Source organism: Ktedonospora formicarum (assembly GCF_016587355.1).
GTDB classification, from domain to species: domain Bacteria; phylum Chloroflexota; class Ktedonobacteria; order Ktedonobacterales; family Ktedonobacteraceae; genus Ktedonobacter; species Ktedonobacter formicarum.
Genome location: NZ_BNJF01000001.1, coordinates 2,642,947 through 2,668,526, shown reverse-complemented (window position 1 = coordinate 2,668,526; position 25,580 = coordinate 2,642,947). Strand labels below are relative to the sequence as shown.

General features: G+C 50.1%; 14 protein-coding genes, 3 tRNA genes, 1 rRNA gene and 1 pseudogene. 11 read left to right on the top strand and 8 right to left on the bottom strand.

The genetic code is table 11. The features are described 5' to 3' along the window. Window positions 1–36: 36 nt before the first annotated feature. From K3T82_RS11490 to ruvB, 3 genes and pseudogenes are all read right to left on the bottom strand, one after another. Window positions 37–1,974, bottom strand: a complete 1,938-nt coding sequence (locus K3T82_RS11490) for a S9 family peptidase (RefSeq protein WP_220193596.1) — start codon at window positions 1,972–1,974, stop codon at window positions 37–39. Between the two features lie 249 nt (window positions 1,975–2,223). Beyond that, window positions 2,224–3,311: pseudogene (queA, locus tag K3T82_RS49865) on the bottom strand (tRNA preQ1(34) S-adenosylmethionine ribosyltransferase-isomerase QueA). A gap of 23 nt (window positions 3,312–3,334) precedes the next feature. Continuing rightward, on the bottom strand, window positions 3,335–4,369 hold the full coding sequence (gene ruvB / locus K3T82_RS11475) for a Holliday junction branch migration DNA helicase RuvB (RefSeq protein ID WP_220193594.1): 1,035 nt from the start codon (window positions 4,367–4,369) through the stop codon (window positions 3,335–3,337). A 667-nt stretch (window positions 4,370–5,036) separates the two neighbouring features. Between ruvB and K3T82_RS11470 the strand changes: the two genes are divergently transcribed. Next, window positions 5,037–8,207 (top strand): efflux RND transporter permease subunit, encoded by a 3,171-nt coding sequence (locus K3T82_RS11470; RefSeq protein ID WP_220193593.1) that lies wholly within the window; start codon window positions 5,037–5,039, stop codon window positions 8,205–8,207. Between the two features lie 139 nt (window positions 8,208–8,346). Here K3T82_RS11470 and rrf read toward each other — a convergent pair. Next, a 5S ribosomal RNA gene (gene rrf, locus K3T82_RS11465) occupies window positions 8,347–8,463 on the bottom strand. Window positions 8,464–8,774: 311 nt separating this feature from the next. Here rrf and K3T82_RS11460 point away from each other — a divergent pair. Both K3T82_RS11460 and K3T82_RS11455 read left to right on the top strand, forming a co-directional pair. Beyond that, a complete protein-coding gene (locus K3T82_RS11460; protein ID WP_220193592.1) occupies window positions 8,775–8,999 on the top strand; it encodes an ATP synthase F0 subunit C in 225 nt (74 codons plus the stop codon). Window positions 9,000–9,223: 224 nt separating this feature from the next. After that, a complete protein-coding gene (locus K3T82_RS11455) occupies window positions 9,224–9,946 on the top strand; it encodes a histidine phosphatase family protein (protein WP_220193591.1) in 723 nt (240 codons plus the stop codon). A gap of 144 nt (window positions 9,947–10,090) precedes the next feature. Here K3T82_RS11455 and mgtE read toward each other — a convergent pair whose 3' ends face one another. The 3 genes from mgtE to K3T82_RS11440 all read right to left on the bottom strand — a co-directional run bounded on the left by mgtE (window position 10,091) and on the right by K3T82_RS11440 (window position 14,502). Next, complete coding sequence (mgtE, locus tag K3T82_RS11450; protein ID WP_220193590.1) at window positions 10,091–12,031, bottom strand: magnesium transporter; 1,941 nt, start codon at window positions 12,029–12,031, stop codon at window positions 10,091–10,093. A 912-nt stretch (window positions 12,032–12,943) separates the two neighbouring features. Continuing rightward, on the bottom strand, window positions 12,944–13,639 hold the full coding sequence (locus K3T82_RS11445; RefSeq protein ID WP_220193589.1) for a dTMP kinase: 696 nt from the start codon (window positions 13,637–13,639) through the stop codon (window positions 12,944–12,946). A 98-nt stretch (window positions 13,640–13,737) separates the two neighbouring features. Next, complete coding sequence (locus tag K3T82_RS11440; RefSeq protein WP_220193588.1) at window positions 13,738–14,502, bottom strand: dTMP kinase; 765 nt, start codon at window positions 14,500–14,502, stop codon at window positions 13,738–13,740. Window positions 14,503–14,886: 384 nt separating this feature from the next. On the opposite strand from K3T82_RS11440, the gene K3T82_RS11435 reads away from it, so the two are divergent. Beyond that, window positions 14,887–15,546 carry an alpha/beta hydrolase gene (locus K3T82_RS11435; protein WP_220193587.1) on the top strand — a complete coding sequence of 220 codons (660 nt, stop codon included), beginning with the start codon at window positions 14,887–14,889 and terminating at the stop codon, window positions 15,544–15,546. A gap of 100 nt (window positions 15,547–15,646) precedes the next feature. After that, on the top strand, window positions 15,647–16,111 hold the full coding sequence (locus tag K3T82_RS11430) for a GNAT family N-acetyltransferase (RefSeq protein WP_220193586.1): 465 nt from the start codon (window positions 15,647–15,649) through the stop codon (window positions 16,109–16,111). 79 nt (window positions 16,112–16,190) lie between these two features. On the opposite strand, the gene ppk1 is transcribed toward K3T82_RS11430, so the two are convergent. After that, window positions 16,191–18,356, bottom strand: a complete 2,166-nt coding sequence (gene ppk1 / locus K3T82_RS11425) for a polyphosphate kinase 1 (RefSeq protein WP_220193585.1) — start codon at window positions 18,354–18,356, stop codon at window positions 16,191–16,193. Between the two features lie 423 nt (window positions 18,357–18,779). Here ppk1 and K3T82_RS11420 point away from each other — a divergent pair. The 6 genes from K3T82_RS11420 to lon all read left to right on the top strand — a co-directional run bounded on the left by K3T82_RS11420 (window position 18,780) and on the right by lon (window position 25,057). Then, window positions 18,780–18,862: transfer RNA gene (locus K3T82_RS11420), tRNA-Leu, on the top strand. A 47-nt stretch (window positions 18,863–18,909) separates the two neighbouring features. After that, window positions 18,910–18,984: transfer RNA gene (locus K3T82_RS11415), tRNA-Gly, on the top strand. Between the two features lie 83 nt (window positions 18,985–19,067). Next, window positions 19,068–19,142 (top strand) — tRNA-Gly (locus K3T82_RS11410). A 373-nt stretch (window positions 19,143–19,515) separates the two neighbouring features. After that, complete coding sequence (tig, locus tag K3T82_RS11405) at window positions 19,516–20,958, top strand: trigger factor (RefSeq protein ID WP_220193584.1); 1,443 nt, start codon at window positions 19,516–19,518, stop codon at window positions 20,956–20,958. 68 nt (window positions 20,959–21,026) lie between these two features. Then, window positions 21,027–22,298, top strand: a complete 1,272-nt coding sequence (gene clpX, locus K3T82_RS11400; RefSeq protein ID WP_220195102.1) for an ATP-dependent Clp protease ATP-binding subunit ClpX — start codon at window positions 21,027–21,029, stop codon at window positions 22,296–22,298. A gap of 134 nt (window positions 22,299–22,432) precedes the next feature. After that, window positions 22,433–25,057: an endopeptidase La gene (gene lon / locus K3T82_RS11395; RefSeq protein WP_220193583.1), complete on the top strand. Its 2,625-nt coding sequence runs from the start codon at window positions 22,433–22,435 to the stop codon at window positions 25,055–25,057. The last annotated feature ends 523 nt before the right edge of the window (window positions 25,058–25,580 follow it).

Genomic DNA, 25,580 nt, shown 5'->3' with positions numbered 1-25,580 from the left:
TTCACTCTGAACACCAAAGTATTGTATGTGAAGAGATCAGGCGCGTAGCCAGCGATCATACCAGGCGCGAACACGTCGTAATCTGTCAATCAGATGGGCGCGCTCCCTGAGACCATGCGGCTCACGTGGATAGACAACAAGTTCAACTGGCACGCCATAGTGGAGGAGTGCGCGATGGAAGCCTTGGGCCTGACTCAAGGGAACACGCTCGTCGCGTTCGCCGTGTAGAATCAGGGTTGGTGTGCGCGCATTCTGTGCGAATGAGATTGGGCTGAGTTGCGCATGCCGGTGTGGCCCGATGCCGTCCCAGGGGGCACTTCCACCTAGCGCATGCTCGAAGCTTTGCATATCGCTAGTCATAACCATCATGCCCCAGTCGCTCACACCGGCCCCCATAATCGCAGCCTTGAAGCGGGTCGTCTGTGTTATAGCCCAGGCACTCATAAAGCCGCCCTGGCTCCAACCTCCGATGGCGATCCGTTCAGGATCGGCGATGCCACGCTCAATAGCAGTGTCGACCGCCGATATGACGTCCTGGTAGTCTGCGCCTCCTACATCACTGCGAGCAGCAGCAGCAAAGCGCTCGCCATGCCCAAAGCCTCCACGCGGGTTGGGCATTAGCACTGCATAGCCCGCTGTCGCCAGCCACTGCGCCCAGTTAGCGCTACTGAGATAGAAGCGGTGATCCCAACGCCCGTAAGGGCCACCATGTACCAGCACTACAGTTGGCAGAGCTTGCCCCTCGTTAACCTCAGGTGGGCGAATGAGGATGCCATCCATCTCCCAGCCGTCAGGTGCTGTCCAGTAAAATGATTCTTGCTTACCAAGGGGAATGCCTGCCAGGTAGTCATGGTGGTGTGTGAGCCGATATAGCTCGGGAATGGAGGCTTCACTTTCTGTTATGCCACACCAGACTTCTGGCGCGTTATGGGCTGACGAGCGCACTAGCGCGAGTACTGTGCTGCCATCAATCACGACTCCATGTATACTATCTATATCACATTCACGTTCTACTTGTGTGTCTGGTAGGAGTGAAGTCAGCGCTCCTGTATACTGATCAAGGCGGCAGATCTTCGTTTCTAATCCCTCGGCGACATATGCAAGCGTTTGTTTGCCCAGCACCTGGAGATCGAGGATACAATTTGTCTCGCCACCAGCAATGCGCTCTGGTGTACCACCACTGGCAGGAACAGCATAGACCGCGTATGAGGATTGATCGCGTTGGGCGGTCGGGGCGATAAAGAGCAGTGTCTCGCCGTTTGCGCTCCAACACAGGCTCTCTATATTGTAGCCAAAGCGGCATACCACCTGGGGCTCGCCTCCCGCCAGGGGCACTCGCTCAATGAGGGTCTCTTTGGATGCTGATGCTAATTCAGGAGTGCGCCAGACTGAGTATGCCAGTTCGGTACCCTGGGGATGCCAGGCAAAATTCGCTATATGTCGCTCGCCACCAACCAGTGTAGTGACCTCACGGGAAGCCAGAGAGAGCAGGCGCAGGCGCGCGTACTGCCATCTCTCACCGTATACCTGGGCGTCGTCCTGCTCTTTCTCGCGGCGCTCATCCTCCTCGTCTGGTTCATCAGCACTGGTAAAGGCGATCTGGTTTCCGCTCGGTGACCATGCAAACTGGTTTATGCCGCGTTTGTTTTCCTTCGAGGTCAAGGCCTGCGCCTCACCACCATCAACCGCGATCATATGGAGTTGTGAAATACCTGGCTGCGCTCGATCCGAGAGAAAGGCTAGCGTCTTGCCATCTGGCGACCATCGAGGGCTACTCTCCTGAGATTCGCCGCTGGTGAATTGTTTGGGTGCATGCTCTCCATCCGTAGTGGCGAGCCAGATGGCATTTGTGCTTTTCCCCTCCTTCTTGTAGTTTGCTCCTAATGTATAGGCAACACGTTTGCCGTCAGGAGTTACCTGTACATTTGCGAGAAGCTGTATATCGACGATCATCTCTGCATTGAGTTCGCTCATATCTTTTCCTCCTGCCTGCAAATAGCATATCTTCTCCCTTGGGAATACGTGAGTTTAATGAGAACGTTCTATGATCTGGTCAAGGTGGGATTCTTGTGGTTCTTTTCTCTGGCTCTGATTCCTGCTTGTTTGGCTACTATATATATGCTGTTAATCGTTCTCACCTCACTGTGTTTGTGCTTCATCTTTAAGCAGCATCAGGCACCTCCCCGATGCTGCTTAAAGATGAAGCACAATGATCTGAGCTATCTACAGCAGAAGCATGGCATCGCCAAAGCTAAAGAAGCGATAGTGTTGTTCGATGGCTTCCTGATAGGCTCGCTCCATCAAGGGCTTGCTCATAAAGGCGCTGACCAGTAGGAGTAGGGTCGAGCGGGGGAGGTGGAAGTTGGTGATAAGTGCGTCAACCGCTTGATAGCGATAGCCAGGTGTGATAAAGAGCCGGGTATGTCCTTTGTAAGGAACGAGGTGCCCCTCATGAAGACTAGCAATACTCTCAAGCACCCGGACAGAAGTTGTGCCTACTGCTATGATGCGTCCGCCTTCACGTCGAGCTTCGTTGATAAGCTTGGCGGTGGAGTCGTCCATCTCAATCTCTTCGCTATGCATTTTATGTTCGCTGACAAGCTCGCTCTCGACTGGACGGAAGGTGTCCAGGCCCACATGAAGTGTCACAAAGCCTGTACGCACACCCTTAGCGCGCAGGCGCTCAAGAAGTTGCGGCGTAAAGTGTAGGCCAGCCGTAGGGGCCGCCGCTGAGCCGCGAATGCGTGCATAGACGGTCTGATAGCGTTCTGGATCGTTGAGTGTCTCATGGATATAAGGGGGGAGCGGCATCTTGCCGATCTCATCGATAGCCTGGCGCACATCGAGAAGAGCATAGGGGTCATCTGACTGGGCCGCTCGACCTGGAACCTGGAAGCGTACAATACGCCCCCTGCCTCAGTACGCCCAAGAATCTCACCAAGCAGGTGTGCCTGCTCTTCTGTGTCACCGCCAAAGAGTATGCGCGCTCCTTCACGAAGCCTCCTACCGGGTCGAACCAGAGCTTCCCAGGTATCTATTCCTAGATCTGGGCGCTCGGCAAGGAGCAGCACCTCTACATTCCCACCGCTCTCGGCTCGTTTACCAAGCAAGCGAGCTGGGATGACACGGCTCTGGTTAGCAATCAAGACGTCGCCCGGTTGGAGATACTCCTCGATATCGCGGAAATGGCGATGTTCCATGGCCTTGTTCTGGCGATGAACGACGAGTAGCCGGGAGGCATCTCGCGGTTCCATGGGAGTTTGTGCTATCAATTCGGTTGGAAGATGATAGTCAAAGTCGCTGATCTTAATATCTGATATACTGGTTGCTGGCTCTAAGGTGTTGCTGTCCACAAATTCGGTCCACTTTCTCCACCCGGCGGTGTTAGGTTGAGATGGTCATAAGCCGCCCGCATCGCGACGCGCCCGCGTGGAGTACGTGCGATAAAGCCTAGCTGAAGCAGGTATGGCTCATAGACATCCTCAATTGTCTCTGAATCCTCGCTGGTACTGGCGGCGAGGGTGTCCAGGCCAACGGGTCCGCCATTGAACTTATTGATGATAGTTAGAAGCATATTGCGGTCGGTCAGGTCAAGGCCAATCTCGTCTACTTCCATTGCATTGAGGGCCTTTTGTGCTACCTCGCGTGTAATGACACCATCCGCGCGCACCTGGGCGTAATCGCGCACACGTTTGAGCAAGCGGTTAACGATACGAGGCGTACCGCGTGCGCGGCTGGCGATCTCGGAGATACCTTCATCATTTGCTGGAACTTTGAGGATGCTTGCTGATCGCTGGACAATCATTCTCAAGGAATCTATATCGTAATATTCCATGCGATATATAGCCCCGAAGCGGTCGCGGAGTGGCGCTGTCAGTGAGCCAACTCTGGTGGTTGCCCCCACAACGGTAAAAGGGGGAAGCGAGAGGCGTAGTGAGCGTGCGCTTGGCCCTTTCCCAATGACAACGTCCAGGGCAAAGTCTTCCATCGCCGAGTAGAGGCGCTCCTCCACGGCTCGCGAGAGGCGGTGTACCTCGTCAATAAAGAGTACCTCACCCGGTTGTAGTGAGGTCAGAATTGAAGCCAGATCGCCCGCGTGTTCGATGGCAGGTCCGGCGGTCGTTTTGAGGTTCACTCCCATCTCAGCAGCAATAATATTACAAAGTGTAGTTTTTCCCAGTCCTGGTGGCCCATAAAGTAAGACATGGTCCACCGGCTCGTTACGCCGACGTGCTGCCTCTAGCAATATGCCTAGATTCTCTTTGATCTTCTCCTGCCCGATGTATTCGGCCAGGCGACGCGGTCGCAAACTACCTTCCAGTATTTGTTCCTCATCGCTCACGTGCGGCGAGACGAGGCGATCGCTCATGGCTTACTCCTCTCCGAAGACCCTACTCCTGCAATGAAACTAGTGTTCTACAGTGTTATCGCTTCATTATATCAAAATTTGCCCCCTTCCGTCGAGTTGGCTCTCTATGCCAGCAGGGCATTCTAGATCTCTGCATCGGTCCCAGCTTTGTCATGTTTTGTGTCTTTGGTGGTCAAGAAGTGAAAGGAAGTATGCGGCAGATCCCCTCCTATGCAGAACTGGAATGCATAGTCTATTACAGCGAGGGAGGATAATTCCCCTTATCTTCTTTAATTTACGCTTTTTAGAGAGCATATGCAAAGATACATATATAGAGGGAAAATGGTACCTTATGTCTGTATTATTCTATTCTTCTAGGTTTTATTACCTCTCTGAGTACAATAGATAACATGACTATTCGAGGCCCCATGCTATCGTAGATGGCTTATGGCCTGCTAAGGCTTGCCGGACAATGGGATTGTTAGAGAGCTGATGACAATCCTAAATCCCCTTACAGCGGCAATCGAAGCCCTGAGCGTTCCGTATGTAGGCGCAGAGCTTGAGCCTGTGCAGGACACATAGTTGTATAAGCGTTGAGCAATGCCTGTCTGAGTAGTGACGAGATTAACATTAACGCATGCGTGTTTGCATGGACGCATAAAGATGTACTGTCATCAGGAGTTTCTATATGGTAATGCTTTCACGATTTAGTCTCGCCAATAAGGGTTTGATGGCGCTGGTTACCATTGCCATCTTACTTATTGGCGGCTTACTGATACCGCAACTCAAACAAGAGCTGTTTCCCTCTATAGATTTGCCTGTCGTGGCTATTGTGACGGCATATACCGGAGCCTCTCCCACCATTATAGAGCAAGAAATCACGAACCCAATTGAGCAAAGCGTCCAGGGAGCTCCAGGTGTGAAGCAGTTGACGTCGATTTCCAACGATGGTAGCTCTATTATTACTGTGGCGTATGATTATGGAACAGATACCGCCCAGGCTCGCCAGGATCTCTCGCAACGTATCGGGGCTATCCAGTCACAGTTACCAAATGGCGTAACTCCCTCTCTGCAAGCCTATAGCACGGAGAATATACCTATTCTCACGCTTGGCGTCTCATCATCACAGGAGACCCGGGATCTGACCACAGCCCTAAAACAGATTGCCGTGCCAGAACTGCAAAGCATTCAAGGTGTCGCCAGGGTCGACCTGCTGGGTGTGCGCACGCCACTGGTGACGATTACTCTCAACCCTACCAGAATGCAGAGTTCAGGTGTTACGTTTGAGCAGGTACAGGCCGCTTTACAGGCTGATAATGTAACTCTTCCCGCTGGTAAGCTTATTACTCAGGATAAGGCACAGCCTATCCGGGTTGGAAATACCTTTACCTCGTTACAGGATATTCAGAATATCATTGTTGGTTCGCATAATGAGACTGTGAGTGATACCACGTCTGAGAGTGGTATCTCTACAGTCGCGCAAGCAGTTCGCCTGGGAGATGTTGCCGAGGTAAAGCAGGAACTTACATCCGAAACCTCGCTCTCGCATATCAATGGCAAACCGAGTATTGGTATCTCGCTCTCCAAAACGAATAATGGCAATAGTGTCGCTATCTCTCGGTCTGTGCGAGATCGCCTGCCCAGCCTGGAAAAGAAACTTGGTCACAATGCCAGGATCTCTACTGTCTTTGATCAGGCTCCTTTTATTGAAGACTCGATGGCAGCTATGGTGCATGAGGGTCTGCTAGGCGCGCTCTTTGCCATCATTGTTATTTTGATATCACTGTTCTCGCTACGCTCAACATTGGTCGCGGCCTGTTCGATACCGCTCTCGGTTGTCGTCGCGCTTATCGCGCTCTGGATTGGTAACTATACCCTGAACGTACTTACCCTTGGTGGCTTGACTATCGCAATCGGGCGCGTTATCGACGATTCAATTGTTGTGCTCGAAAACATTTATCGCCATTTGCAACGGGGCGAGGGGAAGCAAGAGGCGGTTTTAGCAGGCGTGCGCGAGGTCTCGGCGGCAGTTATCGCCTCTACGCTGACGACTGTGGCGGTCTTCTTGCCGCTGGGTTTTATTGATGGTGAGATAGGTGTGCTCTTCCGCCCCTTTTCCGTGACGGTCGCGGTCGCCCTTCTGGCCTCGCTGCTTATCTCGTTGACGATCATTCCTGTGCTGGCATACTGGTTCCTACGCGCCCCAAAGAAGATGATTTCTCCTTCGCGGCAACGCGCCTCCTTTGTTGAGCGTTGTTACACTCCTATCGCCACCTGGGTTACAGGCAAGCGCAATCGAGGCTTTACCATTCTCGCTGCCGTGGTGTTGCTAGATGTCACCTTTGTGCTCATTCCAACGCTGCATACAACCTTCTTTGATAGCTCTGACCAGAATAATTTTCGCCTGACGCAGGAATTTCCAGCGGGCACAAGTCTGGAGAAGGCGCGTACCGAGATCAAGAAGGTTGAGGATACCCTGGCCCACTTCCCTGAGATTCAGACCTATCAGGTATCTATGGCACAGGATAGCTCCTTCTTCTCCAGCGCACCTAATAGCGCGACATACACTATTGTGACAGAGAAAGGTGTAGATCAGCGTGGTTTGCAACAGGATGTGCTCAGTCGTTTGCGCTCGATTTCTCATGCCATTGCGCTCTCAAGTAGTGATAGCACCTCAAGCAATACGCTCCTGGTTAATATCCAGGCTCCCAATGAACAAGCGCTAGCGCTAGCGAACAAGCAGGTTTTAGATGCCATCGCGCATGCCGCCAATGTGACGAATGTCAAAAGCGATCTTGCTGCTGCCTCACCTCTGATAGATGTTCACGTTGATCCCCAGCGGGCTGCCAGGTATGGTTTGACTCCCGCCCAGATTGGACAATATCTGCGTTCGACCTTTACTGGTACAAGCACTACAAAAATTATTCTGGGTGACACGCAGCAGGATGTGCAGCTCCATTTGGGGGCTCCCGCTACGAGCCTGGAACAGCTAAAGGAGCAACCTGTGCCAACCCCGAGCGGGATGGCCGTGAGTCTGAGTGACGTGGCGGACGTAACAGCTACGCTTGGCCCAACCCAGATAACCCATTTGAAAGGTGTCCGCACTGCGACGGTTAGTGCCGATATTACAAGTAAGGACGTTGGTGCGGTGAGTTCCGATGTTCGTGTTCGCCTGAGCAAGCTCAAGTTCGCGGCAGGGACCTCTTACACCTTTGGAGGTGTTACGCAGCTCCAGGATGAGTCCTTCTTCAAGATGGGTATCTCGTTGCTCGTTGCCGTCTTTATCGTCTTCTTCATCATGGCGATTACCTTCCGTAGTCTGGTACAGCCATTGATTCTGCTTATCTCCATTCCCTTTGCCGCCACTGGTTCTGTTCTGCTCATGCTCATTACTAACACGACGCTTAGCGTGACGGCGTTAATTGGCCTGTTAATGTTGGTTGGTATTGTCGTGACCAATGCTATTGTGCTCATTGATCGCGTGAATCAGTATCGAGAGCAGGGCATGGACGCGCGTAGCGCCGTTATTCGTGGCAGTAGCGAAAGAGCACGCCCGATTCTGATGACAGCCAGCGCGACTATTTTAGCGCTATTCCCAATGGCTCTAGGCCTTAGTGCGTCCAGCGCGGTTATGTCGAAATCACTCTCAATTGTCGTCATTGGTGGCCTGACCTCTTCGACGGTTCTGACTCTGCTCCTGGTACCAGCGTTGTATATGGTAGCTGAGAGCATGCGTAAGCGAGATGTAGACCAGCCAGTGAAGCCTGTAACACAGACCTCACAACAGTTGCGCGCTTTCGCGCCTGCCAAATGGATTGTGGTCCAGAAATCACCAACAAGCTCACTCAAAATACGTTAGCCTGTATGGACCTGTACTGAGCATAAGATGTGAAGCCAAAGAGAGAGCGAGGACGCTGGCCTGTAAACCAGCGTCCTCGCTCTCTCTTTGGCTTCTAATGTTTTTTGAAACGCAAAGGAACCGCCCATGTGAGCGGGCGAAACGGCGGTGTCTTATTTTCCCGTGGGGCTGCCCCCAAAGTATCGTCAGGGCTGAAGAGCTTAACTACCGTGTTCGGGATGGGAACGGGTGTACCCTCTTCGCAATAACCACCGGTTCGCCTGCGCATACAAGCGGTTCCGATTGACATGGTGTATAATAGCATCCCCTTGGGGATTTGTCAACACTTTTTCTCCCTCTTTTCAAAATTCGTAAAAGTCATGCATAAAGCTGCATAATTCTTTGCTATCCCCATTTTGCTCCCGCATCCATTGGCTTGAGACGTGACACCATTGTTCAGGAACGGAGGAGTCTGTTTGTATGAGTATCAATCATTCTTCTGGACGATGGTGTCAGGTAGAGTAAGAGACTACAATAAGAGCACTAGAAATAAGAAACATGAGTTATATATGCAAGGAGGTAATATTTATGGTACTGCAAGTCATTGCCGCTGCAATCGCAGTTGGTTTGGGCGCGATTGGCGCAGGTATCGCAATGGGTTTGGCAAACGGACGAGCGTATGAAGCTCTAGGACGTAATCCGGGTGCGAATGAAGCGATAAGGATGAATTTCATTCTGGGCTTGGTCTTTTCTGAAACCATTATTATTCTCTCTCTTGTTGTAGGCCTGTTGATTTTATTGAGGCAGGGATAGATTCAATCTTGTAGGCTACATGTGGGTCAGGTTGTAGGGAAAGCTTCTAATTGCCCTCTTAATCGTGGCGGCGCGAATCCTCCTCGCGCTTGCCGATGGCGTAATATCGCAGTACATGCTCTACACTGCAATACATGCTTGAGCAGATATATGTGTTACAATCTTAACAGGGCAAAGTGTTCATTGTAGTTCGATTTTAAGGAAAGAGAGGGCTCTATCTACACATGACTACCCAGTTGTATCTTATTCGGCATGGTGAAGCGACTAGTCAAGTACATGATATTATTCGTGATGATGGCTTGACTAGTATCGGAGTGCGCCAGGCTGAGCGGTTACGAGATCGCTTGCTTGCTACGCATGAGATTCAGGCAGATGTCTTGATTGCCAGTACTTTTCTTCGAGCTCGGCAGACTGCTCAGATCATTGCGCCAGCTCTGAATCTGCCTATTATCTTTGACGACGAGGTACAGGAGTTACGCGACGGCGAAGCCTATGGTCTTACCTATGAGGAGCGTAGAGAGCGCTTTGGTCCTCCTCCTGATTTCCTGTATCATCCTTTTCAGAAAGTCGCGCCAGGAGGTGAAAACTGGCCTGCCTTCTCCTTGCGTGTTGCAACAGCTCTGGAGCGTATCACGCGTGAGCATGCGGGTAAGACCATTGTGATTGTGTGTCATGGAGGTGTCATTGATACAGCCTTCTCTTACTTTTTCCACTATAGCTCTTTCGCTATGCCAGTATCGCACTTCAGCACACAAAACACCTCGATTACGCAATGGCGACTGGATGAGAAGCGAGGGCAGATTTTCTGGCGCTTGATCCGCTACAACGATAACATGCATGTATGGGACATGGATGCCGATGTGGATATCCCCTGGAGCAAACTCGCGCCTCCAACACGTCGTCCTTACCGCAATGAACAGCCAGACGTACCTGCGACTGAGGAGTAGATAGAGACGCCCGTAAATTCAGAGTTTTGGCAGCGAAGCCAAAAACAGAAAGCGCTGAGACCTGCCTATGTTGAAATGGCTACTGGTCTCAGCGCTTTGGTTTATATGGAGTCATTATGTTTTGAATTGACCTCTGCTTTATTGTTAGAACACGATACGGTTAAGCAGCATCATTGTAATACCTAGAAAGGTGCTCAGACTCACAACCGCGATGACTGGATCAAGCAATGGAGCGGTAATCAGGCTTCCTCTCAAATGTAGCCTTTGAAGCAGGTTAGGCAGTCCCAATCCGCAGAAGTAGGCGATAAGTTGAGCGAAACCAAAGCCAAGCGCCGATATCAGGCTTAGAGAAGTTGATCGGAAGAGGATAAAGGTCGCAAGCCCTACCAGGAGACTCACAACAATACCTCCAAAGGTACCCATGAGTAACTCGCGGAGAATCGTCTTCCAGAGATCTTGCCCCCGCGTACTACGCAGATTCCAGCCAGCAATACCCAAAGCTTGTGAGCTCACACTACCACTGGTCAGGAGCAGCATAGGAATCAAGCAAAAGAGCCCTCCAAGCGCTAGAGAAGACTGGTGTGCACTGACCGCGCCAACCAAACTGACCAGAGTTGGCGCCTGGGTCAGGAGTGGCGCGAAAGCCTGGGTCAATACCAGAGCCAGAACGAAGCCAGCTAGCACGTTGACAGAAGGCCAGATTGAGCGACGGGCCGCGATTTTGAACGAGAAACGCTCTTCATCTTCAGCCTCCTCAACGTCAGCGCCTACAATGTCCGAGAGATCCTCCGCCTGTTCCTCATGAATCACATCGATCACATCGTCAACCGTTACAATTCCGACAAGGCGATCATCCTCATCCACGACAGGGACGCCAAGCAGGTCATATTTGGCAATCACCTTTGCCACTTCCTCCTGGTCGGCATCGACTCGTACACGAATAACATCCGAATCATTGAGGTCGGCTATGTGGGTCTCGGGGCTGGAAACTACAAGCTGGCGTAGTGAGACTACACCTTTAAGATGGTGTTCCTCATCAATAACGTAGAGATAGTAAACCATTTCCAGGTGCTCTGAATGCTGGCGTAGATACGTCAGGGCATCCTCTACGGTCGACTCCTCGGAAAGCGCCAGGTATTCAGGCGTCATAATGCCGCCTGCCGTTTCATTTCCATAACGGAGGAGGTCACGAATTGGTTGTGATTCCTCGGCTGGCATCAGATTAAGTAGGTGCTCGGCATCATCATGCGGTAGATCAGCCAGTATATCAGCGGCATCATCGGGTGCTAATCGTTCCAAGAGGTCAGAGGCATGTTCTGGATTGAGCTCATTGATCAGTTCGCCCTGCAATGGATACTCAACCTCGTTCAGAGTATCAGCGGCAGTCTCCATATCCAGGCGCCCCAGCATTGCACCGGCCTCTTCGACGTCCAACTGTTCGAGAATGTCGGCGATATCGGCGGGATGCAGATCTGTTAGCTTATTGTGGCTGACATTGAGTTGCAGCTTCGGAACAACCCCAACCGCGCCAACCGTTGCTGCTGTTCCAACGGAGCCAGCCAACGCCAGTTGTCCGGTATGGGCACCTACCACCTGAATTGGCTCAACATAGTTCCAGGTAATAGTGCGCTCTGGTAACTGTAAAGGTACAACCCGGCTGAGGCGATCCATTGTCGCTTGAAGACCCAGGCGACGAAGAAGCCCGCTCAGACTAATATCAACGCCAACTAGGCGTGCTGTATGTTTAATCTGTGCTAACTTGAGATCATTAACTTTGACGACGCGAAAGCCTTGGGTATCGACAATCTGCTTATCTAAAATGTCTCTTTTTAAAAGAAGCTCTTCACTGTGGGGGATATAAGGTGTAATTTGCTCTTTTGCCACACTTAAACGGACCACTGGCCCTTCTACCGTATGCACCTGGGACCAGGGAATCATCATCTCGCTCGCGCCTTGGTGAATGACAAGCGCGGTTACCACTGGGAAAGTCTCATCGAGGGAGACACAAACATCGCGTACAGCACCAACACGCTGTTGATTAAGATCGACAATAGTGCGCCGAAGCAGATCGCTAAGAAAAATCATGAAATCACCGCCTTTCGACAGTCAGTAATACATAGCCACATAGCCACATAAGGTGTGCGATGTGGAGGTCCTTCTCTCTTTAAAGCATGAGATTACTGTTGTCTGGTTGCGACATGGCGACTGATAAAGATGCTCATTTGTGTGTTGCCCACCCATAGGTGACACACTGGCGGATGATATACAAGCCATGCGCAGGTCTGTCTGTTACAAGAGGCGTGTTTGGATAGGGGCTAGTATGATTCCTCAATGGAACTACATGCACCCGTACACTCTACTGTAAACAGAGCTTTAAAAGACATAGGGGGATGCTGCTGAGCAGCAAAGGACATACTGGCAATGGAGGGGTGATCCCTACTCAATATCCTGGCTACATTGCGACTGTGCAAGGGGGATATCCAGGTGTTTCACTCATCGAGTAAGGATGCGGTGATAGATGATTAACTTTATTCCTGACCGAAAACCTGAGCGCTTGAGCAATCGCGGTGCTGGTTTTCGTAGAAGACCTGAATTTACGTAGAAGGCGCAAACCACGTCCGGTAACTCGATGAGGAGCAGAGCACTCCTGTTGACAGGTTCAATGAAGACCTGTCGTTGCTAGTACTATGACTAGAACTAGGGCCAGCGTCCATGTCCCTCACCTCCTTTGCCCGGACAATCAGGCGTAATACTCCGGGAGCACCAACCCAGGTGCTCAATAGGGACAGAAGCGGAGTAATCGCGATGATCGTGGGTATGCAAAAATTTGTTCGTTGTGAGATTTGTCTCCGTTCTGAGTATAGCACGTCCTACAACAGGATACAAGTAACTTAGTGTACATAGTACGTATTCTCTAGTAGCGCATTATGCACATACTTCCTGTTTATAAACCCGAGCAATTTTGATTCCTCATCTTTATAGAGCGGAAAGTGTGCTTCAGTTATTAGCTAGAAGCGAATGAATTTCATGTTTTAGTAGTGCGCATATCTCTTCTACTTGAAGCCGGGCATCAATAACATGGAATTGATACACTCTAGACATTTGCTCAAATTCATGCAAGATGCGCTTCTGGTAGATCACAAAACTCTCATATAGATCTGGACCCAGGCGCATGTCCATGCCAGATTCCCAGTAATTAAAACCACCGCGTTGAAGGACGCGCGGGATCAGGTCCTCTATACCCAGATGTAAATAAAAGATTGCATCTGGCTTCAGAGCCAGGCCATAAATCGATTTTAGCCATCCAGCATCCGCTCCACGTACCAGTGCACGAGCCATCAGGGTATAGATGTAGCGGTCAATCAAAACAATAAAGCCTGCCCGTAGCGCAGGAAGTACTTGCTGTTCCAGGCGATCCACGAAGTCGGTCGCGTAGAATAGCTGCATTGTGATTGGGCCCAGTGCGTGCCCGGCCTTGGCCTCCTTAATACCCTCCCCAGCGAGTATAGAATGCGTCATTTCAGTATCAATGACTGCGTAGCCCAGACTTTCAAGCCAGGGACGGAGAAGCTGGATCTGGGTCGTTCGGCCTACTCCATCGGTCCCTTCAAGCACAATCAGCCGACCTGGAAGGAACTCTTCGACTACTTGCAGGTCCAGTGTATCAATGCCATAGCAATGTGGACGAGTCATCGGTGTATGTTTCTCCTCAAAAATAAGCTTTAGGGATGGAATTTCTTGACTACTTTTGTGGTGGGCGAACTGAAAAGCAAGAGCTACACTTGTTTGGACTAAGCCGGAGCCTGCTCATTATTGGGCGTTGGGATAAACTTTTTCCATTCTGTATGTTCCAGATGCGAGGTGAGAGGAGATTGAATAGATCTAGTGGTACTGCGCACGCCTTCAAGATAAGGAAGTACCAGTTCACGCATGCGACGCTGTTGCTCAGGAATAGGAAGGGTAGCGTCCATAACCGTCAAATGAAACTCATTTATCATTGCTTCATACTCCTGTACCACCCGATGCTGAAAGAGTTTAAAGCTCTCGAAGATATTAGTGCTTAATTCCAAGTCCATACCCGCTTCATAATATTTCAATTGTGGGCGCGCATTCATGATACGGCGCAAGGAGAGCTCTAATGGCACGCGATAATAAAATGCTAATGTTGGTCTGACCGCGAAGCGATAGAGCTCGCGTACCCAGGAACGATTAACATTGCGGGCTGCGTCCCGAGCGAAAGCTGTATAGATGTAGCGGTCGGCGAGCACAATCGCACCCGCTTTAAGTGGGGGGATAATATCATGCTCAGTGCGATCTGCGAAATCAGTGGCATGGATCAGACTGAATGTTGTAGGCGAAAGGATTTGTTTCTTCTTACCACGTGCGGTGGTTCTCTTGACCAGGGGAGATGAATTCCATTCACTGAAGAAGACGGTATATCCCTGACTTATCAACCATTGACGTAGCAATGCAATCTGTGTGCTCTTCCCCGAACCATCAACTCCTTCGACTACGAACAGTTTGCCAGGAAAGTGATGTGAGCCATACGTCTCCATAGAATGTCCTTCTCGTTATCTGCAATATATTATTAAGACCAGATACCAGCCCCAAAGACAGATATCGCAAAACCAGGAGAGCCTTTTTGTATACGTGTGTATACGTATATACGTGCAGTATAGACACTGAATGCTAGTAATATATGTGCTAGCATTTATGCATGCTCTGCATTGGTAAGTTCATCCATCAGCTTTTTCATTGCTCTGGTACGCTAACCTTTTGTACTGGTGAGGCATGGGATTATGTGATACTATCAAGGCAGGAGAACGGTCTCAAGAGTGTAGGGGGATTAATTGGGCGAGGATGCACCACAAATCACCCCAGCTAGGCGTTTATACAGATCAAAAAGCTGAAAACTAACTATATTGGAAGAAGTGATTTACATGGCAAATCAGATCTTACATGTTAATATACAAACGCCAAGCGGTCATCTGGAGGCGATTCACAAACCTGTAGATGAAGATTCTAAGCCCGCCTACGTCAGCATTATTTGTCATCCGCATCCTCTTTATGGTGGAACCATGCATAATAAAGTTGTTTTTAAAGCGGCGCAAATTATGCAGATGAGTGGTGTCCCCTCGCTCCGTTTTAATTTTCGAGGCGTGGGCCACAGCACAGGAAGCTATGATGATGGGCGTGGCGAAATGGATGATGTGCGGTATGCGCTGGACTTCATGAGCCGGAAATATCCTGGTGTGCCAGTCATTCTGGGAGGTTTCTCGTTTGGAGCCTTTGTCGCTTTAAAAGTAGCTGCCATTGATGACCGTGTGCAGGCGATGATTGGCCTTGGGGTTCCCGCACGCTGGTTTAGCAAAGGCAATCCGCTTAAAGGCTGCCATAAACCCAAATTGTTTATTCACGGTACGAAGGATGAGCAAGCACCCTATGAGGATGCTGTCAGTTGGTTTGAACAGGTTCCAGCTCCTAAACGGATTGTTACTGTTGAGGATGCTGACCACTTCTTCCAGGGGCGTCTGGAGGAGGTGCAGGCTATCATTGCTAACTTTGTATCGACGCTACCCCAACCCTCGCATAGCGTGTAAGCGAGCACAATATTTAAGTGACGCGCATGCCATTTACAAGATTTATCCTTGTGAGTGGCATGCGCGTCTTTTGCCTGGTGAAGCCAGTAGAGAGGTATTTATGAGTATGCATGCAGCATTGGAAATGAGTTCCATCAAACCAGAAGAAACATATCATTTGCGGCATAGTGTCCTGCGCCCTATGCAAATGTTGGCGGATTGTGCCTATCCTGAGGATAAACAAGCTCAAACGTTGCATGCAGGTTGTTACTTGAATGGACGATTGGTAGGAGTGGGAACCATTTTTCGCGAAGATCGCGAGGAGGTTGCGGGACGTATCGGCTGGCGTATACGTGGCATGGCTGTATCTTCTGAAGCTCGTGGTTCCGGATGTGGCGGGGCCATTCTGCAAACATTGCTAAATCATGCCCGAATGCAGACCTCAACGGAGAAAGAGATTGAGGTGTGGTGTAATGGACGCGCTAATGTCGAGGGGTTCTACCGCCGCTATGGTTTTCAGCGTCAGGGCGAAATCTTTGAAGTGCCGCCCATTGGCCCCCATGTACTTATGGTCAGGTTCGGATAAGTGTTGTATAGGTGGTACAGGCTGCCATCTATACAACACTTATCAAATGGTCTGGCGCTTAAGGGGCGCCAACGCTCCATTAGACGGATGAAGGGATCGCACTGATCGTTTGATCGGGCCCCTCATCCTCATCTGCCAGATCGAAAAGAGGATGATTTATAAACCAGGATTGACTGTCCATGGGTTGTGCATCGTTCTGGATTTGTACATGCTTGTATGTGCCATCCGCATCTAGTATATGTGCGTTCACGTTATCCGCCAGGATTGGGCAGAGCAGGTTCTCATAAACCGCATCGCGCATATAATGACGCTCAATAGGAAAGAGGACTTCTACCCTATTATTGAGGTTGCGCTGCATCAAATCGGCGCTACCTACCAGCACTTCGGGATTACCGTTATTGCCAAAGTAGTAGATGCGGCTATGCTCAAGGAAACGCCCTACAAGACTACGCACGCGAATATTCTCGCTGATACCAGGCAGATTAGGGCGTAAACAGCATATACCTCGAATGATCAGGTCGATTTGAACCCCTGCCTGTGAGGCTTTATAGAGCCGTTGAATCATTTCCGGATCAGTCAAGGAATTAAATTTGAAGATCAAGCGCCCATTGCCGAATTCACCATGCAAGCGGATCTCACGTTCTATGAGCTCTACAAAGTGACGGCGTAGGCCGAGAGGGGCTACGAGCAATTGCCGATAGCGATATTGACGCGAATAGCCTGTTAGCGAATTAAAGAGCATTGTCGCATCATCGCAGATCTCAGGATGGCTGGTGAATAGGCCCAGATCTTCGTAGATTCGGGCTGTTGTCGCATTATAATTGCCAGTACCCAGGTGCACATAGCGGCGCAAACTCTGACCCTCTTTGCGTACTACCAGAGCCAGCTTAGAGTGGGTTTTTAGTCCCTTCAGACCATAGACTACGTGAACACCTGCTCGCTCAAGTTCTCTCGCCCAGACGATATTGTTTTCCTCATCAAAGCGTGCCTTAAGCTCAACTAGGACTGCGACCTGCTTACCATTTTCTGCCGCACGCAACAGTGCCTGGACGACTGGTGAGTTGGGTCCAACACGATAAAGTGTTTGCTTGATTGCCAGCACATCCCGATCATCGGCGGCAGCGTTAATAAAGTCGACCACTGTACTGAAGCTATCGTAGGGATGGTGAAGCAGCACATCGTGATTTCTAATCGTCGTAAAGAGATCTGGCCCACGCCTGACGAAACCAGGGATGCGCGGGGTAAAAGAGATGTCCTTGAGTTCGGGCCGATCCAGGTTGCGTAACTCGATGACATCACCCATACCCAGGGTTCCATCAATTGTGCTTACATCATTTGGTGTAATCTCAAGGTTATCAATTAGTAATTGGCGAATACGCTGTGGCATGGCTGGATTAACCGCTAGATCCACTACCATGCCAAAGCGGCGTTCGCGAACCTCTTGCTCAATGACTTCGATCAAATCGGAGGCATCATCTTCTTGTAACTCAATATCGGCGTCGCGTAACACTCGGAAGGGATACGATTCCCAGACATCAAAACCGGGGAAGAGCATACTCAGATGTGCTGCGATTAACTGCTCCATCCAGACAAAGACCGCATAGGGTTGTTCGGTTTGTTCTGGACCATCTATGGTCAGAGGAACCGGGACTAGACGTGGTAGTGTGGGTGGGATTTTGACGCGAGCGAAGAGCTCCTCTTCATGTAGCGCATCGGTCAAAACCACCGCCAGATTCAGACTGAGATTAGAGATGTGAGGGAAGGGATGGACCGAGTCTACAGCCAGAGGGGTAAGCACTGGAAAAACTTCGCGCTCAAAGTAGGCGCGCAGATTTTCCCGTTGTGGTTCGTCAAGCTGTTCGTAGTCGAGAATATGAATATGTTGGTCCGCGAGCAGCGGTAACAATGTGTGGCGCCAGTACTGGCGTACCTCCTGTACCAGGGGAGCCAGTTTGCGGCGTACTTCTGCGAGTTGTTGAGCTGCGGTACGCCCATCTGGACTCCGTGGCGCGGCCCGAGAAGCAATCTGATCCTTTAAGCCGGCCAGGCGGATCATAATAAATTCATCCAGATTGTTTTCGAAGATGGATATGAATTTTACACGTTCTAAAAGGGGATGGCGTGTATCTTTAGCTTCCTCGAAGACACGGCGATTAAACTCAACCCAACTCAGCTCTCGGTTGATATAAAGGTCTGGTTGAATTGTGTCAGGTGAGTTTGAAGCGGACGAAGTTGTTTGGCTCATACAAAAGGTCCTATAATACTACGCGGCATCGTTATCTGCCAATATTGTATCATTCACATCTGACCAATGCCAAAGGGCTTGCTCCAAAGTCAGGATATTCTAGTCTCTCTTTTGTACTAATCTCCATTCGTTGCGTGTGCCTTAAGGAGAGAGGGGTTTTGAAGGAGGGGCATACCCTTAAAGGTAGGAGTCCCCAACTTTTAGACTCCTGCTATTCTCGGATGAAGAGAATGACAGTTGTACGAAAATATAGATGCCCAGGCGCCCATGAACGTGTATTTTGTCAATATTGTAGCCTGAAGGTATAAAAACACAGAAATTATCTTGACAGCAGGTCACTCACTGATGTATTATCCACAGGTGAGGTGGCTGGCATTGTTCCTCTTCAGTATCATGCTAGACATATAACCTTACAAGTCAAATGGGCGGTTGCTGAAATTGGTAGACAGGACAGACTTAGGATCTGTTGGTGATGAACCGTGAGAGTTCGAGTCTCTCACCGCCCACCGAAACCATAAGGTTTCTGATAGGCTAAATAGTATATGGGTTTTCTGCGGGAGTGGCTCAGTGGTAGAGCGTCACCTTGCCAAGGTGAATGTCGCGGGTTCGAATCCCGTCTCCCGCTCCAGGTAAGTCTTCTTCTCTCGGTTTCTCATTGAGAAGCGGTATTTCATAGGAGGGAAGGGGAATTTACCATTACAACTGAATATTGCGGGAGTGGCTCAGTGGTAGAGCGTCACCTTGCCAAGGTGAATGTCGCGGGTTCGAATCCCGTCTCCCGCTCCAAAATCTTAAAACAGAGGGCGACTGGTAACACGGTTAGCCCTCTGTGGGCAAGTGCAGACAAAACCCACACGAGACACCATAATCCCATCTACCCTGAGGGAAGAGACACGCAAGGCGATATACTCTGTTGTGGGGTGGTCTATGTGTGGAAGATAGCCAGGAGAGTACGGCGCATGGCTGGTTCGCGTAGTCGATAGGTGAGTCACGCCCTCAGTTTAAGCCTCGAATATGCCAGCGATGTATATATTCTCCCAGGATAGGTACTTCCCACAGCCTACTTACCCGAGATATAATAATACGACTGTAGCTTTGAGTTTTTATTTGTGAACAAAGACTACGTAGCATACTATAAAGAAAATCGGTTGGAGGAACTGTGAAGGTCTCTGTTGAAAAACTGCCAAACAGTGAGGCAGTCCTGGATATAGACGTTACCTGGGACGAGATGGAAAAAGCCTCGGATAAGGCGTTTAAAAAGATTGTAAAGCAGGTAGATATACAAGGTTTCCGCAAAGGAAAAGCTCCGCGCTCATTACTAGAGCGCCGTCTTGGTAAGGAGTACATTTATCAAGAAGGTCTGGACGACCTTGCCAATGAGATCTATCGCAATACTCTGAGGGATGAAGATATCGTTCCTATTACACAACCTACGCTCGATGCCCCTGAGATCGAGATGGGAGAAGACTATCACTTTAAGATCACTGTACCTATCATTACTCCCGTAGAACTAGGTGATTACTCCACGATTAAGCTGGAGCGCGAGGATGCTAATATTACCTCAGAAGAGGTTGACAAAGAACTGGATAATTTGCGCCAGCGTGCCGTTTCCTGGCAGGAAGTCGATCGCGCCGCCGATTATAATGATCGTGTTACTATGAACCTCAAAGTTACCAGTGGGGAGCAGAAAGTTTCCGATCTCAAAGATAATCCTTTTGAACTTACAAAGGAGCGTGTTGGGCTCTTCACTGGCATGGATGAGCAAGTTGTGGGCATGAAGGCTGACGAAGAGAAGAGCTTCACGACCACCATTCCTTCCGATTATGGCAATGAAAAATTGGCAGGCCAAGAAGCTCAGTACGAGGTGAAACTGCTAAAGGTCGAGGAGAAGGAACTGCCTGAACTGAACGATGAGTTCGCTCAAAAGGCAAGTGACGGTCAATATACGAACCTGGAAGACCTGCGCAAATTCCTCAGTGACAACCTGCTGGAAAATCAGAAGCGACGCGTCCGCGATGAGCTAAAGACGAAAGCGCTTGAGGCGGTCGTTGAGCAGTCCAACTTTAACATTCATCCTCTTTTGATCCAGGAGCAGGCTGAAGAGATGCTCCACCAGTTTTCGCACCTGTTAGAGCAGCAAAAACTATCGTTGGACCAATACCTGCTGATGTCACGTAAGTCGCGCGCGGAATATCTGGACGAGCTACGTCCGGACGCCGAGAAAAGTGTAAAAGAGCAGCTTGTGTTGGATGCGATTGCGAAGAAAGAAAATATCACTATTGAGGCTGAAGAGATTAAAATGCTCTTTGACCTCTACGAGCAGACGGGGCAACCATTGCAGCGCTCAAACGAGCAGGCTGAAGCGCTAGCACGGAGTTATCGCCGCGAAAAGACGGTGACTCGCCTGGTTGAAATCGTCGCTGGACCTGACCCAGACGTAACTGAGGATGAGGCAAGCCAGCAGAGCGAAGAGAACGCATTTGCTGCCGCCACAGTTGCGGAGGAGATTGCGACTGAGACCCATAATGAGAGTAGCGAGAGTGAGGCGTCTGCAACGGAAACATCTCTACCCGAGGACACAAAGGATCAGACTGTAGAGTAATCGATATCACTATTAGGTGCGGGGCAGCACTAGTAGGAAAGGTAACAGACGTGGCAAACTCGAAAAACATGCGCACAACATACCGTTGCTCATTTTGTGGCAAGAGCCAGGACCAGGTTCAGCGTTTAATCGCTGGGCCTGGAGGGGTCTATATCTGCGATGAATGTATCGATCTGTGTCGAGAAATCATCGAAGAAGAGCAAGCCACTGTTGCCAAGCCGCGAGGTGCGCAGACAGGGAAGATCCCAACGCCTAAGAAGATCTATGAGCAACTGAGCAACTATGTGATTGGTCAGGAGCGTGCGAAAAGAGCGCTGGCAGTGGCTGTATACAATCACTACAAGCGCATTGGCGTCGGAATGCAAATTGATGATGTCGAGCTAGGGAAGAGCAACATTCTCCTGATCGGTCCAACGGGTAGTGGCAAAACCCTGCTTGCTCAGACTCTGGCGAAGATTCTTGATGTCCCTTTCTGCATAGCTGATGCCACGGCGCTTACAGAGGCTGGCTATGTGGGCGAGGATGTAGAGAATATTCTGTTACGTCTGATTCAGACTGCCGACTTTGATATTGCACGTGCTGAGCGTGGCATTGTGTATATCGACGAGATTGACAAGATTGCTCGTAAGTCTGATAACCCTTCTATTACGCGCGATGTGTCTGGCGAAGGGGTGCAGCAAGCTCTCTTGAAGATCATTGAGGGCACTGTCGCGAATGTGCCTCCCCAAGGTGGCCGCAAACATCCTCATCAGGATTTTATCCAGATCAATACCTCAAATATCCTTTTCATCTGTGGAGGCGCTTTTGAGGGATTGGAAAAGATTGTTGAACAGCGTCTTGGCAGTAACAAGACAATGGGCTTCAGTGGTGTCAAGGTTGGTGAAGAGCAAGACAAGGATAAGGATCAACCAATCCTGGCTCGCCTTAACCCTGATGATTTGCTGAAATATGGTCTTATCCCTGAGTTTGTTGGCCGCTTACCAGTGTCCGTCTCGCTTGATCCATTAGATCAGGAGGCGTTAGTACGAATTCTGACTGAGCCCAAGAACGCTATCGTCAAACAATATCAGAAGTTCTTACAGCTTGATCACGTAGATCTGGTCTTCACCAATGATGCATTGGAAGCAGCGGCGGAGAGTGCTCTGCGCCAGAAGACTGGGGCGCGTGGCTTGCGCTCGATTATTGAGGATGTGCTGCTTGATGTTATGTATGAGATACCTTCACGTGCCGATGTCAAGAAAGTCGTCATTAATGGAGAAGTAATAACGTCGCGGCATAAGCCATTGCTTGTGACGCGAACGGATCGCTCTAACGCCTATTCTGAGAATGAGTCTGCCTAGCGCAGACTCATCAATTTTTGCGGCGCTCATAGCAAGCAGCTTATAGCATCTATCCACTATAGAATGTTCGTTAACTGTTAGACAGCAGGTTTTCGTAGGTAGGTGACCGGTCAGGCTAGACAGGTGGGAAACCAATGAGTGAACAGGAACGCCAGGAAAATATAGAGGAAACAATTGAGAGCTATCCGCTTGTGGCGTTGAAGAACATTGTGGCCTTCCCGCATAATCGGCATGCCCTGGTCATTGCTCGTGAGAAAACGGTACGTGCCGTCGAAGAAGCTATGCTGCGTTCGGATCGCATGCTGGTAGCGGCAACACAGCGGGATGCTGAGATAGATGATCCTGAGCCTAAGGATATCTACACAATAGGCACTTTAGCTGAGATCTCCACAATGCAGCGTCAGCAAGATGGTAGTATGCAAGTCCTGTTGCGTGGCGTCAGGCGCGCTAGCGTGAAGGATATACAAGAGACAGAACCCTTCTTGCGTGTTTTGGCTGAGATTCATCCCGATGAGCAGGCCAGTGGAGCACAGGCTGATGCTCTGGTACGCCATGCCATCGGTCGCTTTGAACAGTATGCCCAACTCAGCCGCCGCTTCTCCGTCGAGGATATTAACTCCATTGTCGCCCTCAAGACTGCTAATAGGCTCTCCGATACGCTGGCGGCTCATATTGTTACGGATGTACAACAGCAACAGGAATTGCTGGAGACTTTTGATCCTCTAGAGCGCCTCGAAAAAATATGCGTCTTGATTGGTAATGAGATCGAGATTCTGGAACTGGAAACCACTATTCGTAGCCGTGTGCGCTCCCAGGTTGATCGTACCCAGAAAGAATTCTACCTGCGTGAGCAACTGCGCGCGATTCAGGAAGAGTTGGGAATGGATCTCACCTCAGAATCGGATGAGCTACGCAAACGTCTAGGCGAGAAGCAGTTACCACCCGAGGTTGCTACCAAGGTGCGTAAAGAGATTGATCGTCTGGAGCGTATGCCCCAACAATCCGCCGAAATTAGTGTCATTCGCTCATATATCGATTGGGTGCTGGCCTTACCCTGGAATGAGCGTAGTCAGGATACCTTCAACATTGAAGATACCCGGCGCATCCTGGAAGAAGATCATTATGGCCTGGAAGGTATCAAGGAGCGCATCATTGAGTTCCTTGCTGTACGCCAACTTCGTTTACAGCGTGCCAATCGTGAGGGGCAACCAAGAAGCGAGAGCCTGGGACAGATACTCTGCCTGATTGGACCACCTGGAGTAGGCAAGACTTCGTTGGGTTATTCCATTGCTAAGGCATTGGGGCGCAAATTCGCGCGTATCTCGCTTGGTGGCGTCCATGACGAGGCTGAGATTCGCGGGCATCGGCGGACCTATGTCGGGGCGCTCCCAGGACGTATCATCCAGAGTATGAAGACGGTTGGAGTACGCAATCCAGTCTTTCTACTAGACGAGATTGATAAGCTCTCCTCTGAGTATCGTGGCGATCCCAGTGCTGCTCTGCTAGAGGTGCTGGACCCCCAGCAGAACAAGTCTTTTGTGGATCATTACCTGGAGCTCCCTTTTGACCTTTCAGAGGTTTTCTTCATCTGTACTGGCAACGTCAAATATCAAATTCCTAGACCTCTGGCTGACCGCATGGATATTATTGATTTGCCTGGCTACATGCTCGATGAAAAGGTTAATATTGGTCTCCAGCATCTGTGGCCAAAGGTATTAAGGGAGCATGGCTTAGGCTCAGAGCAGGTTCGTGTTCCACAGCCAGTTATGCAGCATATCGTGACTGACTATACGCGTGAAGCAGGCGTACGCAGCCTGGAACGCCAGTTGGCGACGATATGCCGCAAAACAGCACGCCGTGTTCTGGAGAAGCCCAATACACGTGTTCGCCTGACGGCTCATAACCTTGAGCAGTACCTGGGCATGCCTCGTTACACAGACGTGCAATTGTCACATAAGCCACGCATTGGTTCCGCCATGGGGCTGGGGGTGACTGAGAATGGTGGCGTGACGCTCCCAGTTGAAGTTGTGACCATGGTTGGCAAAGGTGATCTCTTGGTAACAGGACAATTGGGCGAAGTAATGCGTGAGTCCGCGATTGCCGCGCTTTCTTATATCCGCACGCGCGCCAACGAGTTAAAAATCGATCCCAATTTCCAGGACGCGGCCGACTTACATATCCACATGCCAGAGAATGCTATGCCTAAGGATGGTCCGTCAGCAGGCATTACGATTGCGATGGCGCTGGTTTCTGCATTGACGCGACGGCCCGTTAGGGGCGATGTGGCGATGACTGGCGAGGTCACTTTGCTGGGCAATGTTCTTGGCATAGGTGGCTTGAAGGAGAAGGTACTCGCCGCACAGCAGGCGGGCTTCACTCATATTATTGCGCCAGCCGAGAACAAAAAGGATCTGACAGAGATACCTGCCAAAATCCGCCAGCGCATCAAGTTTTCACTGGTGGAAAGCATGGACGAAGTCATTGATATTGCCCTCATGCCGGACGAAGAGAATACTGAAGTGCGGGGTGGAAATGGTGGCGAGATTGTTGCTTTGCGCCGTGATAGCCCTCTTGCCTCAGAGAATGAGAGTGAGGGGAACAAGCTGATGCAAACTGATAAGAGTGTCGCCCAAAAGCAAGAAAAACATGCTCAAGAGAATGCGCAGGAAGCGAGCGAATCCTTTATTGTACCTTCTGAGCCTTCCTCCTCCCAGCTATATCCGCAAGCCCGCTCTCGCCGGGAAGAGGAGCGACAGTAGAAGTTTACGATACAGCCTGATGAGGTGTATTGCTGGATTTCTTGTTTCTTTAATAGAAATGGTCCAGGAAAAATACTGTGCAGTATTTTTCCTGGACCATTTCTATTATTTCCGTTTTTGTGAGTAAGACCATAGCAGCGCAATAGGAAAAATTGTATAATGCATCGAGGTACACCAATGAAATCTTGCTGAGACTCCTACGATTTGGTCGCAAAGAGAGATAAAGAAGGCAACAACGAATTAGCAAGCGTTCGCTCGTTCTAGATATAGAAAGGATAGCGTACATCTCTTATGGGGATGTATGTGTGGATGAGCGGAACATTTGATGGGACTGAGATACTCGCGTTCTACTAACTATCTATCAGAAAGTTAAACGCCGTGTTACAAACGCTAGCTTTCATGAGAGTGCGAAGGGAACGCAACCAGGGAGCATTGCTATACAGGCCAGAGTTGCGATACAATCAAGGGAACAAAATTAATACCGGGCTTTTCCCTGATTGGATTTATAAATTGCTTGAAGAGA

Bases quoted from the DNA above. Each gene is read 5' to 3' on its own strand.
- K3T82_RS11490 (WP_220193596.1), bottom strand. From the start codon at position 1,974: ATGAGCGAACTCAATGCAGAGATGATCGTCGATATACAGCTTCTCGCA.
- ruvB (WP_220193594.1), bottom strand. From the start codon at position 4,369: ATGAGCGATCGCCTCGTCTCGCCGCACGTGAGCGATGAGGAACAAATA.
- K3T82_RS11470 (WP_220193593.1), top strand. From the start codon at position 5,037: ATGGTAATGCTTTCACGATTTAGTCTCGCCAATAAGGGTTTGATGGCG.
- K3T82_RS11460 (WP_220193592.1), top strand. From the start codon at position 8,775: ATGGTACTGCAAGTCATTGCCGCTGCAATCGCAGTTGGTTTGGGCGCG.
- K3T82_RS11455 (WP_220193591.1), top strand. From the start codon at position 9,224: ATGACTACCCAGTTGTATCTTATTCGGCATGGTGAAGCGACTAGTCAA.
- mgtE (WP_220193590.1), bottom strand. From the start codon at position 12,031: ATGATTTTTCTTAGCGATCTGCTTCGGCGCACTATTGTCGATCTTAAT.
- K3T82_RS11445 (WP_220193589.1), bottom strand. From the start codon at position 13,639: ATGACTCGTCCACATTGCTATGGCATTGATACACTGGACCTGCAAGTA.
- K3T82_RS11440 (WP_220193588.1), bottom strand. From the start codon at position 14,502: ATGGAGACGTATGGCTCACATCACTTTCCTGGCAAACTGTTCGTAGTC.
- K3T82_RS11435 (WP_220193587.1), top strand. From the start codon at position 14,887: ATGGCAAATCAGATCTTACATGTTAATATACAAACGCCAAGCGGTCAT.
- K3T82_RS11430 (WP_220193586.1), top strand. From the start codon at position 15,647: ATGAGTATGCATGCAGCATTGGAAATGAGTTCCATCAAACCAGAAGAA.
- ppk1 (WP_220193585.1), bottom strand. From the start codon at position 18,356: ATGAGCCAAACAACTTCGTCCGCTTCAAACTCACCTGACACAATTCAA.
- clpX (WP_220195102.1), top strand. From the start codon at position 21,027: ATGCGCACAACATACCGTTGCTCATTTTGTGGCAAGAGCCAGGACCAG.
- lon (WP_220193583.1), top strand. From the start codon at position 22,433: ATGAGTGAACAGGAACGCCAGGAAAATATAGAGGAAACAATTGAGAGC.